The sequence below is a fragment of the Streptomyces lothianensis genome, assembly GCF_047779955.1.
GTDB lineage: Bacteria > Actinomycetota > Actinomycetes > Streptomycetales > Streptomycetaceae > Streptomyces.
In genome coordinates, this window is sequence record NZ_JBLMKT010000028.1 from 56590 (window position 1) to 73012 (window position 16423).

Annotated in this window: 16 protein-coding genes; 4 read left to right on the plus strand and 12 right to left on the minus strand. The window is 71.2% G+C overall.

The genetic code is table 11. The features are described from left to right. Positions 1 to 63: 63 nt before the first annotated feature. The 6 genes from ACLF6P_RS08295 to ACLF6P_RS08320 all read right to left on the minus strand — a co-directional run bounded on the left by ACLF6P_RS08295 (position 64) and on the right by ACLF6P_RS08320 (position 6515). A complete protein-coding gene (locus tag ACLF6P_RS08295; RefSeq protein ID WP_415949204.1) occupies positions 64 to 747 on the minus strand; it encodes a response regulator in 684 nt (227 codons plus the stop codon). After that, positions 744 to 3470 (minus strand): ATP-binding protein, encoded by a 2727-nt coding sequence (locus ACLF6P_RS08300; protein WP_415949205.1) that lies wholly within the window; start codon positions 3468 to 3470, stop codon positions 744 to 746. Before ACLF6P_RS08300 ends, ACLF6P_RS08295 begins: the two co-directional genes overlap by 4 nt. A 141-nt stretch (positions 3471 to 3611) precedes the next feature. After that, positions 3612 to 4346, minus strand: coding sequence for an ABC transporter ATP-binding protein (locus tag ACLF6P_RS08305; RefSeq protein WP_415949343.1), 735 nt, complete (start codon positions 4344 to 4346; stop codon positions 3612 to 3614). Between the two features lie 288 nt (positions 4347 to 4634). Further along, positions 4635 to 5396: a DUF3710 domain-containing protein gene (locus tag ACLF6P_RS08310; protein WP_415949206.1), complete on the minus strand. Its 762-nt coding sequence runs from the start codon at positions 5394 to 5396 to the stop codon at positions 4635 to 4637. Position 5397: 1 nt separating this feature from the next. Continuing rightward, positions 5398 to 5934 (minus strand): dUTP diphosphatase, encoded by a 537-nt coding sequence (gene dut, locus ACLF6P_RS08315; RefSeq protein ID WP_415949207.1) that lies wholly within the window; start codon positions 5932 to 5934, stop codon positions 5398 to 5400. Continuing rightward, positions 5931 to 6515 (minus strand): PaaI family thioesterase, encoded by a 585-nt coding sequence (locus ACLF6P_RS08320; protein ID WP_415949208.1) that lies wholly within the window; start codon positions 6513 to 6515, stop codon positions 5931 to 5933. Before ACLF6P_RS08320 ends, dut begins: the two co-directional genes overlap by 4 nt. A 57-nt stretch (positions 6516 to 6572) precedes the next feature. Between ACLF6P_RS08320 and ACLF6P_RS08325 the strand changes: the two genes are divergently transcribed. After that, a complete protein-coding gene (locus ACLF6P_RS08325; RefSeq protein WP_415949209.1) occupies positions 6573 to 7019 on the plus strand; it encodes a DUF3093 domain-containing protein in 447 nt (148 codons plus the stop codon). A 49-nt stretch (positions 7020 to 7068) separates the two neighbouring features. Here ACLF6P_RS08325 and ACLF6P_RS08330 read toward each other — a convergent pair whose 3' ends face one another. The 4 genes from ACLF6P_RS08330 to ACLF6P_RS08345 form a co-directional block, all read right to left on the minus strand. Further along, entirely contained in the window at positions 7069 to 8067 is a 999-nt protein-coding gene (locus tag ACLF6P_RS08330) for a hypothetical protein (RefSeq protein WP_415949210.1), read from the minus strand. Positions 8068 to 8081: 14 nt separating this feature from the next. Then, the gene (locus ACLF6P_RS08335) at positions 8082 to 8378 is read right to left on the minus strand and encodes a DUF4193 domain-containing protein (RefSeq protein ID WP_093611216.1); all 297 of its coding nucleotides are present in this window, start codon (positions 8376 to 8378) and stop codon (positions 8082 to 8084) included. A 397-nt stretch (positions 8379 to 8775) separates the two neighbouring features. Next, entirely contained in the window at positions 8776 to 10032 is a 1257-nt protein-coding gene (locus ACLF6P_RS08340) for a sensor histidine kinase (protein WP_415949211.1), read from the minus strand. A 6-nt stretch (positions 10033 to 10038) separates the two neighbouring features. Further along, positions 10039 to 10692: a response regulator transcription factor gene (locus ACLF6P_RS08345; RefSeq protein ID WP_415949212.1), complete on the minus strand. Its 654-nt coding sequence runs from the start codon at positions 10690 to 10692 to the stop codon at positions 10039 to 10041. Positions 10693 to 11220: 528 nt separating this feature from the next. On the opposite strand from ACLF6P_RS08345, the gene ACLF6P_RS08350 reads away from it, so the two are divergent. Continuing rightward, entirely contained in the window at positions 11221 to 11382 is a 162-nt protein-coding gene (locus tag ACLF6P_RS08350) for a hypothetical protein (RefSeq protein ID WP_415949213.1), read from the plus strand. A 119-nt stretch (positions 11383 to 11501) separates the two neighbouring features. On the opposite strand, the gene ACLF6P_RS08355 is transcribed toward ACLF6P_RS08350, so the two are convergent. After that, a complete protein-coding gene (locus ACLF6P_RS08355) occupies positions 11502 to 12317 on the minus strand; it encodes an inositol monophosphatase family protein (RefSeq protein ID WP_415949214.1) in 816 nt (271 codons plus the stop codon). Between the two features lie 247 nt (positions 12318 to 12564). Further along, positions 12565 to 13686 carry a ferrochelatase gene (locus ACLF6P_RS08360; protein WP_415949215.1) on the minus strand — a complete coding sequence of 374 codons (1122 nt, stop codon included), beginning with the start codon at positions 13684 to 13686 and terminating at the stop codon, positions 12565 to 12567. 185 nt (positions 13687 to 13871) lie between these two features. Here ACLF6P_RS08360 and ACLF6P_RS08365 point away from each other — a divergent pair, with 185 nt between their 5' ends. Together ACLF6P_RS08365 and ACLF6P_RS08370 are read left to right on the plus strand one after the other, a co-directional pair. Further along, positions 13872 to 15131, plus strand: a complete 1260-nt coding sequence (locus ACLF6P_RS08365) for an MFS transporter (protein ID WP_415949216.1) — start codon at positions 13872 to 13874, stop codon at positions 15129 to 15131. Further along, on the plus strand, positions 15073 to 16410 hold the full coding sequence (locus ACLF6P_RS08370; RefSeq protein ID WP_415949217.1) for a D-arabinono-1,4-lactone oxidase: 1338 nt from the start codon (positions 15073 to 15075) through the stop codon (positions 16408 to 16410). Before ACLF6P_RS08365 ends, ACLF6P_RS08370 begins: the two co-directional genes overlap by 59 nt. The last annotated feature ends 13 nt before the right edge of the window (positions 16411 to 16423 follow it).

The following is a 16423-nucleotide window of genomic DNA, read 5'->3' on the forward strand; positions in this document are numbered from 1 at the left end:
AGAGGAAGCGTACCGGGGTGGCTGCGGGTTGTTCCCCGGTGGCCCGATGGGTGGAATCACGGTTCAGGATTCGAAGCGGTAACCCATGCCCGGCTCGGTGATGAAGTGCTTCGGATGTGACGGGTCCGCCTCCAGTTTGCGGCGGAGCTGGGCCATGTAGACGCGCAGGTAGTTGGTCTCCGTGCCGTATGAGGGTCCCCAGACCTCCTGGAGGAGCTGCTTCTGGCTGACGAGACGTCCCGTATTGCGGACGAGGGCTTCCAGGAGGTGCCACTCGGTGGGGGTGAGGCGTACGTCGCGGCCCTCGCGGTGGACCTTCTTCGCTGCCAGGTCGACGGTGAAATCGCCGGCGTCCACCGTCACATCGCCCCCGGAGGCCGTGACCGGCTCGGCCCTGCGGACCGCGGCCCGCAGCCGGGCAAGGAGCTCGTCCATGCCGAAGGGCTTGGTGACGTAGTCGTCCGCGCCCGCGTCGAGGGCCTCGACCTTCTCGTCGGAGCTGTGCCGCGCCGAGAGGACGAGCACCGGGACCCGGGTCCAGCGGCGCAGACCGCGGATCACCTCGACCCCGTCCATGTCGGGCAGGCCCAGGTCGAGCACGATCGCGTCGGGACGGCGGGCGGCGGCGAGCTGGAGCGCGGTGGATCCGTCGGCGGCCGTGTCCACCTCGTAGTGGCGCGCCTTGAGGTTGATGACGAGCGCGCGGACGATCTGCGGTTCGTCGTCGACCACGAGCACCCGGGTCATGCGGTCCTGCCCTTCATGTCAGCCTGTCCTCTCACGGCAGCCTGCCCCGTCACGTCAGCCCGTCCCGTCACATCGACCAGTCCGGTCGCGTCGGCCTGGCCGGTCGCGTCAACCAGTCCGGTCGCACCAGCCTGGCCGGTCGCGTCGGACCGGCCGGCGGGTCGGACCCGCCGGAGTCCGGAGCCGGCCGAGACCGGTGCGTCTGCGTCCGCGGGGACGGCGGCGGAGGCCGCGCGCAGCGTGAGCACCATGGTGAGGCCGCCGCCAGGGGTGTCCTCCGCGGCCAGCGTGCCGCCCATCGCCTCCGTGAACCCTCGCGCCACCGCGAGCCCCAGGCCCACGCCCGCGCCGCGCGGGGCGTCCCCGTACCGCTGGAAGGGCTCGAAGACGCGCTCCTTGGCCTCGTCCGGAATCCCGGGCCCCCGGTCCACGACCCGGATCTCGACCCGCTCCCCGATCGCGCTCGCGCAGACCCGTACCGGCGTCCGCTCGGGACTGTACTTCACGGCGTTCTCGACGACATTGGCGACGGCCCGTTCCAGGAGCCCCTTGTCGACGCGGACCATCGGCAGCGTCTCGGGGATGTCGAGATCCGCCGAGCCCTCCGGAACGCCGCCGAGCGCCATCGGCACCACCTCGTCGAGGTCGATCCCGCGGATCAGCGGGGTGACGGTCCCGGTCCGCAGCCGGGACATGTCGAGCAGATTGCCCACGAGGTGATCGAGCCGGTCCGCGCCGTTCTCGATGCCGGCGAGCAGTTCGGCCCGGTCCTCCTCGGACCATTCGACATCGTCGGAGCGGAGCGAGGAGACGGCCGCCTTGATGGCGGCGAGCGGTGTGCGCAGATCATGCGATACGGCGGCGAGCAGGGCGGTACGGATCCGGTCGCCCTCGGCCAGGGCACGGGCCTGCTCGGCCTGGTCCTTCAGGCGCTGGCGGTCGAGTACGACAGCGGCCTGGGCGGCGAAGGCGGCAAGGACCCGGCGGTCCTCGGCGGGCAGCACCCGTCCGGTGAGCGCGAGCGCCATGTGGTCGCCGACGGGCATGTCGACATCGGCGTCCTCGGGCCGCTCCATGGGGGTGTCCGCGCCGACGCTGCCCGCACAGCTCCAGGGCTCGACATCGCTCGTGCGTTCCAGGAGCGCGACGGCCTCCATGTTGAAGGTCTCGCGGACCCGCTCGAGCAGGGCGTCCAGGGTGGTCTCGCCGCGCAGGACACTGCCCGCGAGGAAGGAGAGGATCTCGGATTCGGCGCGCAGCCGCGCCGCCTGGTGCGTACGCCGGGCCGCGAGGTCGACGACGGAGGCCACCGCGATCGCTACGCCCACGAAGACCACGATCGCCACGATGTTCTGCGGGTCGGCGATGGTGAACCGGTGGAAGGGCTGTGCGAAGTAGTAGTTCAGGAGCAGCGAGCCCATCGCCGCGGAGGCGAGCGCGGGCAGCAGACCGCCGATCATGGCAGCGGCGACGGTCAACGACAGGAAGAGCAGCATCGTGTTGGCCAGGCCGAGGTCGCCCGGGACGGCCCTGAGCAGCAGCGCGAGCAGTACCGGGGCGAGCACGCCGGTCAGCCAGCCGGCGATGATCCGGGAGGTGCCGAGCCGGGCGCCGCGGGCGACCGGCAGACCGCGCCCCTTGCCCACGGCATCGTGGGTGACGATGTGCACGTCGAGGTCGGGGCCCGATTCCCGGGCCACCGTGGCGCCGACGCCGGGCCCGAACACGTACTGCCAGGCCTTGCGGCGGCTGGAGCCGAGGACGATCTGGGTGGCGTTGACGCCGCGGGCGAAGGCGAGCAGCGAGGTGGGGACGTCATCGCCGACGACGTGGTGGAAGGTGCCGCCGAGGTCCTCGACGAGGGTGCGCTGGAGTGCGAGCTCCTTGGGCGAGGCCTCGGTGAGGCCGTCGCTGCGGGCGATGTAGACGGCGAGCAGCTCGCCGCCCGCGCCCTTCTCGGCGAGGCGTGCGCCGCGGCGGATCAGGGTGCGGCCCTCGGGTCCGCCGGTCAGGCCGACGACGATGCGTTCGCGGGCCTGCCAGGTCGAGTCGATGTTGTGCTCGCCGCGGTACTGCTGGAGGTAGGCGTCGACGCGGTCGGCGACCCACAGGAGGGCGAGTTCACGCAGGGCCGTGAGGTTGCCGATGCGGAAGTAGTGGGAGAGCGAGGCGTCGATCTTGTCCGGCTGGTAGATGTTGCCGTGCGCCATGCGGCGCCGCAGCGCCTGGGGAGACATGTCGACCAGCTCGATCTGGTCGGCGTGCCGGACCACCGCGTCGGGGACGGTTTCCCCCTGCCGTACGCCGGTGATCGATTCGACGACATCGCCGAGTGACTCGAGATGCTGGATGTTGACGGTGGATATGACGTCGATGCCTGCGGCGAGCAGCGCCTCGACGTCCTGCCAGCGCTTGGCGTGCCGGGAGCCGGGCACGTTGGTGTGCGCGAGCTCGTCGACGAGGGCGACCTGGGGACGGCGGGCCAGGACCGCGTCCACGTCCATCTCGGTGAAGCCGGCGCCGCGGTGCTCCAGCGGGCGGCGCGGGATCTGCTCCAGGCCGTGCAGCAGAGCTTCGGTCCGCGGGCGCTCGTGGTGCTCGACGAAGGCGAGTACGCAGTCGGTGCCGCGCTCCACGCGCCGGTGCGCCTCGGCGAGCATCGCGTACGTCTTGCCGACGCCCGGTGCCGCACCGAGATAGATCCGAAGCTTCCCGCGTCCCATGGGCCCATTGTCTTTCACCGCGCGCAACGGGCCTGCGGGGGTTTCCCTGCACTGCCCGCGACTGGCCCGTGGGGGGCCCTGCCCCGCACGCGGCGGGCCGCGAAGATTGCCTGGCACCGCGTGCGGTGGGCCCGCGAGGGCTCAGTCGGCCTCGACGATCTCGCCGTCGCTGAGCTCGAGGACCTGGTCCGCGAGGTCCAGCATCGCTGCGTCGTGGGTGGCGACCAGGGCGGTGACGCCCTCGCTGCGGACGACGGCGCGCAGCAGTTCCATGACCGCGTGTCCGGTCTCGGCGTCCAGCTGTCCCGTGGGTTCGTCGCAGATGAGGAGCGCGGGCCGGTTGGCGAGGGCGCGGGCGATGGCCACCCGCTGCTGCTGGCCGCCGGAGAGCTCGGCCGGGCGCTGCTTGGCGTGGTCGGCGAGCCCCACCAGGGAGAGCAGCAGTTCGACGCGCTCCTCGCGCTCGGCGGGATCGGCCTTGCGCAGCCGCAGCGGCACGCCCACGTTCTCGGCCGCGGACAGGATCGGGATCAGTCCGAAGGACTGGAAGACGAAGCCGATACGGTCCCGGCGCAGCGCGAGCCGCCCGCTCTCGCCGAGCTCCCCGATGTCGAGACCGTCCACGGTGACGGTGCCGCTGTCCGGCGCGTCCAGGCCGCCGACCAGGTTGAGCAGCGTCGTCTTGCCCGAGCCCGAGCGGCCCTTGAGGGCGACGAGCCTGCCGTGCGGCACGCTGAACGAGACCCCGCGCAGCGCGTGCACCGCGGCGGCCCCGCTGCCGTAGGAGCGGTGCACGTCCTCGACGACCACCATCGGCGCGCCGTCACCGGCCTCGGCCGCGACCGTCTGCGTGGCCCCGCTCGCGCTCTGCGTCATGCTCAACCCCCGTACGGTGCTGTGTCTGCGCGCCAGTATCACCACTGGCGCGGGGCCGGGGCAATGGACAGGCCTTCGATCATCGGATCCGTCCATGGCCGGCGGCGCACGCACCACGGACGGCCGGCGGCGCACGCACCACGGACAGCGGCGCACGCACCACGGACAGCGGCGCACGCAACGCAGGCATGAAGGCAGGCACGAAAGGGCCGCACCCTCAGGAAAGGGTGCGGCCCTCGCGTAGCGGAAGAACGGCGCACAGCGGAGAACCGCGCGCCGGGGAAGGGCTCAGCGGACCTCGGAGATCTCCGGTCCGCGCTGCAGCTGGCCCATGCCGCCCGAGAAGCGGGACTCGCTCTGGGCCTCCTCCTTGACGCCCTCGGGGACCATCTGGGCGTCCTCGGGGAGCTTCAGGACGATCGGATCGCGCGGGGCCATCGGGCCCTCGCCGCGCACCACGACCGTGTCGCGGAAGATCTGCTCCAGGAGGCCGGCGGTCTGCGGCTGCACGGCACCCTGGCCGGAGATCACCCCGCGCAGGAACCAGCGCGGCCCGTCCACACCCACGAAGCGCACCACCTGGACACCGCCCTTGCCGTCGGGCAGCTGGACCGGCACCTGGGCACGCAGCTCCCAGCCGAGCGGGCCCTCGACCTCGTCGATCACGCCGCCCTGCTGGGTGATGCCGGAGGCGATCTCCTCGCGGACCTCGCCCCAGATGCCCTCCTTCTTGGGGGCGGCGAAGGCCTGCAGCTGTACGGCGCTGTCCTGCAGCACCACGGTGGCCGCGACGATCGCATCGCCGGCGACCTCGACGCGGAGCTCCATGCCCTCGACGCCGGGTACGAACAGACCACCCAGGTCGACCCGGCCCTCGGCGGGCTTGCCGACCTCGGAGACATCCCACGGCCCGTCGGGGCGCGGGGCCGGCGGAAGGTTCGGCCGCTTCGGCTCGCCCTCCTCGTCGGTCTCCTGATCCAAGTCCTCGACGACCTGCTCGGCCTCGCCCGCCGCAGCCTCGGCCGCGTCCTTCTTACGACGTCCGAACACGTCACTGTCCTTCCCGGTCGGATACGACCGAAGCGTATCGATTCCCACCCTTGCCGGCGGCTGCATCTTCGACGCCGCCCGCCTCGCCGTCCACCGCGGCATGCCCTCCGGTGGACCCGAAGCCCCCCTCGGCCCGAGCCGATCGGGGAAGCTCCGCCACCTCGTGGAAGCGGACCTTCTCGACCTGCTGGACGACGAGTTGGGCGATCCGGTCGAAGCGCTCGAACCGCACGCTCTCGCGCGGATCGAGATTCACCACGATCACCTTGATCTCTCCACGGTACCCGGCATCCACCGTCCCCGGGGCATTCACGAGCGCCACACCACAGCGGGCGGCGAGCCCGGAGCGCGGGTGCACGAAGGCCGCGTACCCCTCAGGGAGCGCGATGGCCACCCCGGTGGGCAGGACGACGCGTTCGCCGGGTGCGAGGACGCAGGCCTCGGTCGTGCGCAGGTCGGCACCCGCGTCGCCCGGCATCGCGTACGCGGGGAGCGGGACCTGCGGGTCGAGGCGCCGGATGCGTACGTCGAGGCTCACGGGTTCACCTCGAAGGCGCGGGCCCGGCGGATCTGGTCCGGGTCGCTCATCGCGGCGTCGATCTCCTCGGCGCGGCCGTTGTCGATGAAGTGATCGACCTTGACCTCGATGAACAGGGCGTCCGCGCGGACCGCCACCGGGCCCTCGGGGCCGCCGATGCGGCCCACGGCCGAGCAGTAGATCTTCCGTCCGGCCACCGCCGTCACCTCGGCGTCCAGGTGCAGCACGGTGTCGACGGGCACGGGCCGTACGAAGTCCGTCTCAAGGCGGCCGGTCACGGCGATGACGCGCAGCAGCCAGTTCAGGGAGCCGAGCGTCTCGTCGAGCGCGGTGGCGAGCACGCCGCCGTGCGCGAGGCCCGGGGCGCCCTGGTGCTCGGGCTTGACGGTGAACTCGGCGGTGATCGCCACACCTTCGCCGGCCCTCGCCTCAAGGTGCAGTCCGTGCGGCTGTGCCTCGCCGCAGCCGAAGCAGTGCGCGTAGTGCGCGCCGAGCAGTTCGCCGGGGGCCGGGGCGTCGGGGTGCCGCACCGGGGCCTTGGCGTCCTCCGGCGGCGTCAACGATGGGGTTCGTCCACTCACAGGCGCAGACCTTACCCGCGCGGCCGGGTGACCTGGACACCGTGCCAAGCTTGAGGCATGCAGCACGCCACGGAAACGTACGACGAACGACTCACCGCCCCCCGCTCCTGGTGGGTGATCGCGGCCCTCGTGGGGGTCTCGTGCGCCCTGATGCTGCTGCCGCTCGGCGCGCTCTGGCTGCTCGGCGGGCTGATCGGCGGGACGGCGCTCTCCGCGGTCCTGGTCAGCTCCTACGGCTCGGCCCGGGTCCGGGTCGTGGCGGACTCGCTGGTCGCGGGGCAGGCGCGGATTCCGCTGTCCGCGCTCGGGGTGCCGGAGGTGCTGGACGCAGAGGAGGCGGTGGCGTGGCGTACGCACAAGGCCGATCCACGGGCGTACCTGCTGCTGCGCAGCTATGTGCCCACGGCGGTACGGATCCCGGTCACGGACCCGTCGGATCCGACGCCGTACGTGTATGTGTCGACACGGTCGCCTGAGCGGCTGGTGGCGGCGCTGAAGGGCTGAGTGAGGCTTCGCCCTCCTGCCTCCTGCCTCCTGTCGCGCCCATCGCGCCTCAAGGGCGCTCGTCCCGAGCCGCCGGACGCGCCGGCAGCAGCGGGTTCAGGGGGTCCACCGGGTTCTCCGGGCGTTCCAGGGCCGGGAGGGAGGCCAGGGCGTCCCAGGGGACCTGGTGGGCGCGGAGGTCCTTGCGGACCTTCTCCGCGAGTTTCTTCGTGTCGCGGCGGTTCATCACGGCGCCCACCGCCGCGCCGACCATGAACGGCATCAGGTTCGGCAGGTTGCGCACCATGCGCTTCATGATCTGCTGGCGCAGCTCGCGTTTGACCTGGCCGCCGAACGCCCCGTTCATCGTCTGTGGCTTCGAGATGTCGATACCGCGCTCCTCCGTCCAGGCGGTCAGATACGCGGTGGAGCGGGTCTTCAGGCCGCCGGGCGGCCGCTGCCCGTAGACCTCGTGCAGCTCGGCGACGAGCTTCAGCTCGATCGCGGCCACGCCGGTGATCTCCGCGGCCATCTCGGCCGGCATCGCGGGCGGTACGGGCAGCATCGCGGCGGCGCCCACTCCGGCGCCGACGGTCGAGCTGGCGTTCGCCGCGCCGACGATGAGTTTGTCGGCGAGCTGCTCGGGGCCGAGGCCCGGGAACTGTCGCCTGAGGGCGGCCAGATCGCGTACGGGCACGCGCGGGGCGATGTCCATGACGCGGTCGGCGAGGTAGCCGATGCCGGCCTTGGCGCCCTCCTGGCTCCTGCGCACGCCTGACTTGACCTTCTCGAGCCTGCGCGCACGGGCGGCGGCGGACAGCTCGCCGTCCGTGGAGGAGGGCTCCGTGGTTGTCTCCACGGGCGCGAGGGTGCCCGTGGAGACGGGGTCACCGGTGGCGTCCGTGGTCTCGAGCAGGGCCGCCGGGCCCCGCTCGTCCTGACGTGCGCCGTCGAGCGGTGCGGACTCCCCCGAGCTCTCAACTGCATTCGAGCGGGGAGTTACCCCCTTTGAGTCGTCCGCCTTACGCTTCCGGAACGGCCGCTTCCGCGGCGGGGTCGAACCATTCACGGCCGACCCGCGCCTCAGTCGCAGTCGCGGCAGATGGGCTGGCCGTTCTTCTCGCGGGCCAGCTGGCTGCGGTGGTGGACCAGGAAGCAGCTCATGCAGGTGAACTCGTCCGCCTGCTTGGGCATGACCCGGACGGCGAGCTCCTCGTTGGAGAGGTCTGCTCCGGGCAGCTCCAGGCCTTCCGCGGCCTCGAACTCGTCGACGTCGACGGCCGAGGTCGACTTGTCGTTCCGCCGGGCCTTCAGCTCTTCGATGCTGTCGGACTCGACGTCGTCATCGGTCTTGCGTGGGGTGTCGTAATCCGTTGCCATGTCGCTCTCCCCCTCTGGGTGTCTGCGGGTGTCTCCAGCGCACGTAACGCGTGAGAGGCCGGACTTGTGCCCGACCCGAGGCGGAGATTTTGCCTCACATCAAGGTCTGTTACTCAATCGACACCCAACCTCGCCCCGCTTTGGGGCCCGGCTGGGATGGCGATGGGGACCGTACACGGTCCTGCGGGTTCGGCGCACGGGCGCCACCCCGTGTACTTCCCGTGATCAGGATCCCCGAAAACCCGGGCTTTTCCCGGCTTTCCGCCCCCTCTGGTGATCACGGAGAGTAGACGGCCGAAAATTCGCCCCTGTGATCGATTCCACATGAAGCTTTTCGGATCAGATCCCGAAAATTCCGCTATAGGCGAACATCTTCTGTGGGTTCGAAGGCAGCATCTCAGACGGGGAGGGTGACTCGCATCACGAGACCACCCCCCTCACGCGGCTCGGCGATGATACGGCCCCCGTGGGCGCGTGCCACGGACTGCACGATGGACAGGCCCAGGCCCACGCCCTTGTCACTGCCGGTCCGCTCCGTACGAAGACGCCGGAAGGGCTCGAAGAGGTTGTCCACCTCGTACGCCGGCACGACCGGGCCCGTATTGGAGACCACGAGGACCGCCTGGCCCTCGGTGAGCTCCGTGGTGACCTCGACCCAGCCCTTCCCCTCTCCGGGGGTCAGGTTGTACCGCACGGCGTTCTGCACGAGGTTCAGCGCGATGCGCTCCAGGAGGACGCCGTTGCCCTGGACCACAGCCGCGGCCCGCTCGCCGCGGATCTCCACGCCCTTCGCCTCGGCCTCGGGCCGCACCTGGTCGAGGGCGCGCGAGGCGACCTCCGCGAGGTCGACCGGCTTGCGCTCCACGATCTGGTTGTCGCTGCGGGCGAGCAGCAGCAGGCCCTCCACCAGCTCCTCGCTGCGCTTGTTCGTGGACAGGAGCGTCTTGCCGAGCTGCTGCAGTTCGGCGGGCGCGCCCGGGTCCGAGAGGTGCACTTCGAGAAGCGTGCGGTTGATCGCGAGCGGGGTGCGCAGTTCGTGCGAGGCGTTGGCGACGAAGCGCTGCTGGGCCGTGAAGGCCCGCTCCAGGCGCTCCAGCATCTCGTCGAAGGTGTCCGCGAGCTCCTTCAACTCGTCGTCCGGTCCGTCGAGTTCGATCCGCCGGGCCAGGTCCGAGCCGGCCACCTGGCGGGCGGTCCGGGTGATCCGGCCGAGCGGGGACAGGACACGCCCGGCCATCGCATAGCCGAAGCCGAAGGCGATGACGCTGAGGCCGAGCAGGGCGAGCAGGGAGCGGCTCAGGAGGTCGTCCAGGGCCTTCTGGCGCTGGTGATCGACACAGATGCGTACGGCGTCGTTGAACACATCACTGCTGGTGAACTTGCGGCCGGAGAGCGCGGGACAGGTGTTGGATTCGATCCGGAACTCGCCGTCGGTCACCCGGAACGGCAGGTCATTGCCCGCATGTACGGCCTGTGCGGCGAGCAGGTAGATGATCGAGAGCAGCAGGATCCCCGCGATCAGGAACATCCCGCCGTACAGCAGCGTGAGCCTTATCCGGATGGTCGGGCGCAGCCACGGGAAGGGCGGATCGCTCTTGTACGGGTCCCACGTGGGCTTGGGGGGCGCCGATGGCGGCACCGGAGTGGCGGCCATCGGGCATCAGATCCGGTAGCCGGAACCGGGGACCGTCACGATCACCGCGGGCTCGCCGAGCTTGCGTCGCAGGGTCATGACGGTGACCCGGACCACGTTCGTGAACGGGTCGGTGTTCTCGTCCCAGGCCTTCTCCAGTAGCTGCTCGGCGGAGACCACGGCGCCCTCGGAACGCAGCAGCACCTCGAGGACGGCGAACTCCTTCGGGGCTAGCTGGATCTCGGTGCCGTCCCGGAAGACCTCGCGGCGGTTCGGGTCGAGCTTGATGCCCGCCCGCTCCAGGACGGGCGGCAGCGCCACTGTCGTACGTCGGCCGAGGGCCCGTACGCGGGCGGTGAGCTCGGTGAACGCGAACGGCTTGGGCAGATAGTCGTCCGCGCCCAGTTCCAGGCCCTCCACGCGGTCGCTGACATCGCCGGAGGCGGTGAGCATCAGGACGCGGGTGGGCATCCCGAGCTCGACGATCTTCCGGCAGACGTCGTCGCCGTGGACGAGGGGGAGGTCGCGGTCGAGTACGACGACGTCGTAGTCGTTGACCCCGATGCGCTCCAGGGCGGCGGCGCCGTCGTACACGACGTCCACCGCCATGGCCTCACGGCGCAGCCCGGTGGCCACGGCATCGGCGAGCAGCTGCTCGTCCTCGACGACGAGTACGCGCACGTCGCAGTCCCTTCTGTGAGCCCGGTGAGCGGGCCGGATCGTGGTGAGCCCGCTGAGCAGTGGGCCGCGTCGGTGACCGGTCCGGCGCGCGGGCGACGGACTCCGGTCACATGGTGATGCCTCCATCCTGCCCCTTTGGCCCGTAAACCGGCTGTAAGACGACCCCCGTCCCAGCTAGGGACGGCCCCCGTCCCAGCTCGGGGCGGCCCTCGCCCCACCTCGCGGACCCGGGGTGTACCGGCGGGCCTCCGGGGGATGCCCGTGGGCCTCAGGGTGAACGCCCGGAGACTGCGGGCCGTCGCAAGGGAATCGGACAGATCCGTGGGGAGGTTGAGGTTTCCCGGGGAGGAACCGAGGGGAGGACCGCCTTACACCCGCGATCACTCTTAGCAAGTGGCACGCCACGAACCGCTTCCGCCGAGCGGCACCCGGTCCGCATCGGTTTGGAGTGGCCAGAGACGTGATCGCCCCTTCCCGAGGGCACACCCCCGTGCCACCGAAACTCGACCCACGACGAGGGGGCGCACCATGGACGCTTTCACCGCAGGACTGCTGCAGCGCATAAGGGCCACGGAGTCGGACCTCACGCGGGCACGTGAGGACGGCGACGACTTCCTTGTGGAGGTGGAGCAGGGAGAGCTCGACGACCTGCATCGCCTCGCTGCCGAACATGGAGTGCAGGTCGCCTGAGGGCGGTCGGCGCAGGTTTTCGTACGGAGGGGCCCACCGCAATCCATGCGGTGGGCCCCTCCGTGTGTGCGTCCGGTGGTGCGTACCCCCCCCCCCCGGGGAGGGCCGACAGGTCCGGCTCAGTCGTGCCAGGCGCCCAGTTCTTCGAGGTGGGCCTGCAGCGGCTCGAAGACGCCCGGGGAGGCGGCGACCGTCAGGTCCCAGGAGGGGCGCTCGCCGGGACGGCCGCCGGTCAGTGCGCCCGCCTCGCGGGCGATCAGGTCGCCCGCCGCGAGGTCCCAGGGGTGGAGCCCGCGCTCGTAGTAGCCGTCGAGGCGGCCCGCGGCCACATCGCACAGGTCGACCGCGGCCGAGCCGCTGCGCCGGATGTCGCGCAGCAGCGGGATGAGCCGGTGGGCGATCCCGGCCTGGTGGGCGCGGACCTCGGCGACGTAGTTGAAGCCGGTGGAGACCAGCGACTGGTCGAGCGGCGGTGCGGGGCGGCAGGCGAGTCGGCGCTCGCCCTCCCAGGCGCCGGTGGCCCAGGCCCCGCCGCCGCGGACCGCGTGGTAGGTCTCGCCGCGCATCGGGGCGGCGACGACGCCGACCACCGTTTCGCCGTCCTGTTCGGCGGCGATGGAGACGGCCCAGGTGGGAAGCCCGTAGAGGTAGTTGACGGTGCCGTCGAGCGGGTCGATCACCCAACGGATGCCGGTGGTGCCGACGGTGGCGGCACCCTCCTCGCCGAGCAGCCCGTCCTCCGGACGCCGCTCGGCGATCAGGCCGGTGATCAGCTTCTCCGCCGCGATGTCCATCTCGGTGACGACGTCGATGGGGCTCGACTTGGTCGCGGCCACCGCGAGATCCTCCGGCCGCCCGTCCCGCAGCAGCGCTCCGGCGCGGGCGGCTGCCTCCTGGGCGAGGGCGAGCAGGTCCTGGTGCAGGGAGTGGTTCAAGTCAGGTGTTTCCTCACGCGTAGGGGGTGTCCGGCGGATCAGGCCGGCGTCGGGCTGCGGCGCCCTTGGTGGACGGGTGAGCGGTGGTCTGGTGCGTGCAGCTGCAAGGCGGAGGAATGAGTCGACGCGAATGGGGTCTCCCCTGCTCGAGCGAAGCCGAGAGCTTGGGGAAGTCGGCGACTGACGACAACGCAGCAGATGTGCGTGCCGGACCACCGCGTCGGCGGCATGATCCGCCGGGCACCCCCTAAGGACTGTCGGCGCCCGCGGCAGCCGGCTTGGGGGTGCGCGCCGGGCAGCAGCCCGCCGGGCACAGGTCGTGGCTCGCGCCCAGGGCACCGAGCGCGCAGGGCGTGACGCGCTCGCCGCGCTCGGTCGCGGCGCGCTCCAGGAGCAGCTCGCGCACGGCGGCGGCGAAGCGCGGATCGGCGCCGACGGTGGCCGAGCGGGCCACGGGCAGGCCCAGTTCGGCGGCCTTCGCGGTGGCCTCGGTGTCGAGGTCGTAGAGGACCTCCATGTGGTCCGAGACGAAGCCGATCGGGACCATCACCACGGCGGGCACGCCCTTGGTGTGCTGCTCCTCCAGGTGGTCGCAGATATCGGGTTCGAGCCAGGGGATGTGCGGGGCACCGGAGCGCGACTGGTAGACGAGCTGCCAGTCCCGCTCGACACCGCTCTCCTCGCGTACGGCATCGGCGATGATCCGGGCGACGTCCAGGTGCTCCCGTACGTACGCACCGCCCTGGCCGTGGCCCTCGGCCGGTCCGGAGGTGTCGGCGGAGGCGTCCGGGATGGAGTGCGTCGTGAAGGCGAGGTGGGCGCCGTCCCGTACGTCCTCGGGGAGCTCGGACAGGGACTTCAGGACGCCGTCGATCATGGGCCGGATGAAGCCGGGGTGGTTGAAGTACTGCCGCAGTTTGTCGATCCTCGGCAGCGGCAGGCCCTCCGCCTCCAGGGCGGCCAGCGCCTCCGCGAGGTTCTCGCGGTACTGGCGGCAGCCCGAGTACGAGGTGTACGCGCTGGTGGTGAGGACCAGGATGCGGCGGTGGCCGTCGTCGACCATCTCGCGCAGGACGTCCGTCAGATACGGCGCCCAGTTGCGGTTGCCCCAGTACAGCGGCAGGTCGAGGCCGTGCTCCGCGAAGTCCTTGCGCAGGGCATCGAGCAGGGCGCGGTTCTGGTCGTTGATCGGGCTCTTGCCGCCGAACAGGAAGTAGTGCTGCCCCACTTCCTTCAGCCGCTCCTTGGGGATGCCGCGGCCTCGCGTCACGTTCTCCAGGAACGGGACCACGTCGTCGGGGCCTTCGGGCCCGCCGAAGGACAGCAGCAGGAGGGCGTCGTACGGGGTGGGGTCGGGCGCGTGGGACATGCTCCCGATCCTAGGTCTTCGCGCCGACAGGACCTCCCGGACCTCCCGGACCTCCGGGACCTCCGGGACCTTCGTCCCGGCCCGGGACGTCTGGCGTCCCTGATGGATCCGGAAATCGGCGGGCATACCTCCGCATCACGGCCGTAAGCTGTATCCACCCATCACACGCCTTACCGGAGCGCTCCTTGGCCAGCCCCTACCGCGAGATATTCACGCCGCCCGGCACCCGGTCCTTCTCCGCGGCAGGACTCATCGGGCGGCTGCCCCTGGCCATGATGAGCATCGGCGTCGTGACGATGATCTCCGAGCTCACCGGGCGCTACGGCCTCGCGGGCGCCGTCTCCGCCACGCTCGCACTGTCCGCGGCCGTGATCGGACCGCAGATCTCCCGGCTCGTGGACCGCTACGGCCAGGCCCGCGTCCTGCGCCCGGCCACCCTGGTCTCCCTCACCGCCGTGGCCGCGCTGCTGCTCGCCGCGAAGTTCTCGGCGCCGGACTGGACACTGTTCCTGTGTGCCGCGCTCGTCGGCGCCGTACCGTCGATGGGTTCGATGGTGCGCTCCCGCTGGGCTGCGGTGTACCGCGGCGACCGGCGGCTGCTGCACACCGCGTACTCCTTCGAATCCGTCGTCGACGAGATCTGCTTCATCTTCGGGCCGATCATCTCGATCGGCCTGTCCACGGTCTGGTTCCCCGAGGCGGGGCCGCTGCTCGCCGCCGTGTTCCTGGGGACCGGCGTCTTCTGGCTCACCTCGCAGCGCCGCACCGAGCCGGTCCCCCACCCCCGCGAGCACCACACGGGCGGCAGCGCCCTGCGCTCCGGGGGCCTTCAGGTGCTCGTGGCCACCTTCGTGGCCACGGGTGTGCTCTTCGGCGCGATCGACGTCGTGACCGTGGCCTTCGCCGAGCGCGAGGGCGCCAAGGGGGCGGCAAGCCTGGTGCTCGCCGGGTACGCGGCCGGATCCTGCCTGGCCGGCGTGGTCTTCGGCCTTGTGCACTTCAAGGGCCCGGCCGCGAAGCGGTGGCTGCTGGGCGTGTGTGCGATGGGCGTGAGTATGATCCCCCTCCTACTGGTCGGGAACTTGCTGTTCTTGGCCGTGGCGCTGTTTGTCGCGGGCCTGGCCATCGCACCGACGATGATCACGACGATGGCCCTCGTCGAGCAGCACGTACCCCGGGCGAAGCTGACCGAGGGCATGACGTGGGTCTCCACGGGTCTCGCGGTCGGTATCGCTCTCGGTTCCTCGGTGGCCGGCGCGGTCATCGACGCGATCGGCGCGGACCGGGCGTATGTGGTGCCGGCGGTTGCCGGCGGCGCCGCGGTCGTGATCGGGTTCCTCGGCTACAGCCGGCTGACCAGGCCGGTTCCGCTGCGGGGAGGACCTGATGGGTACCACAGGCACGACCGAGAGCCCGAAGCCGTCGTACGGGACGACATGGCGTAACTGGGCGGGAAACGTCACCGCAAGGCCCGAGCGGGAGGTCACCCCCGCCTCGGTGGAGGAGCTGGCCGCGACGGTCCGTCAGGCGGCCGAGGACGGCAGGCGGGTCAAGGCAGTCGGCACCGGGCATTCGTTCACCTCCACCGCGGCCACGGACGGGCTGCTGGTCCGGCCCGATCTGCTGACCGGGATACGGAGCCTCGACCGCGAGGCCGGCACGGTCACCGTCGAGGCGGGCACCCCGCTCAAGCGCCTCAACCTGGCGCTCGCCCGCGAAGGGCTCTCGCTCACCAACATGGGCGACATCATGGAGCAGACGGTCGCGGGTGCCACCAGCACCGGAACCCATGGCACCGGGCGTGACTCGGCCTCGATCTCGGCGCAGATCAAGGGCCTGGAGCTCGTCACGGCCGATGGTTCGGTGCTGAACTGCTCGGAGAGGGAGAACCCCGAGGTCTTCGCGGCGGCCCGGATCGGGCTCGGCGCGCTCGGGGTGATCAGCGCGATCACCTTCGCCGTGGAGCCGGTCTTCCTGCTGAGCGCCCGCGAGGAGCCGATGAGCTTCGAGCGGGTGACGGCGGAGTTCGACGCGCTGCACGCGGAGAACGAGCACTTCGAGTTCTACTGGTTCCCGCACACCGGCAACTGCAGCACCAAGCGCAACAACCGCAGCGCGGGCCCCGAGCAGCCGGTGGGCAGATTCAGCGGCTGGTTCGAGGACGAGTTCCTCTCCAACGGGCTCTTCCAGGCGGTCAACTCGCTGGGCCGCGCCGTGCCGGGGACCATCCCCACGATCGCGAAGATCTCCAGCCGGGCGCTCTCCGCCCGTACGTACACCGATATCCCCTACAAGGTCTTCACTTCTCCGCGCCGGGTGCGCTTCGTGGAGATGGAGTACGCCCTGCCGCGCGAGGCACTCGTCGAGGCGCTGCGTGAGCTGCGGGCCATGGTGGAGCGCTCCGGGCTGCGGATCAGCTTCCCCGTCGAGGTGCGCACGGCGCCCGCCGACGACATCACGCTGTCGACGGCCTCCGGGCGGGAGAGCGCGTACGTGGCGGTTCACATGTACAAGGGGACGCCCTACCAGGCCTACTTCACAGCCGCCGAGCGGATCTTCACGGCGCACGGCGGGCGGCCGCACTGGGGCAAGGTGCACACGCGGGACGCCGCGTACTTCGACTCCGTCTACCCGCGCTTCGGCGAGTTCACGGCGCTGCGCGACCGGCTTGACCCGGAGCGGATGTTCGGCAACGACTACCTGCGGCGGGTGCTGGGCGACTGAGCCCCGCGGGCCT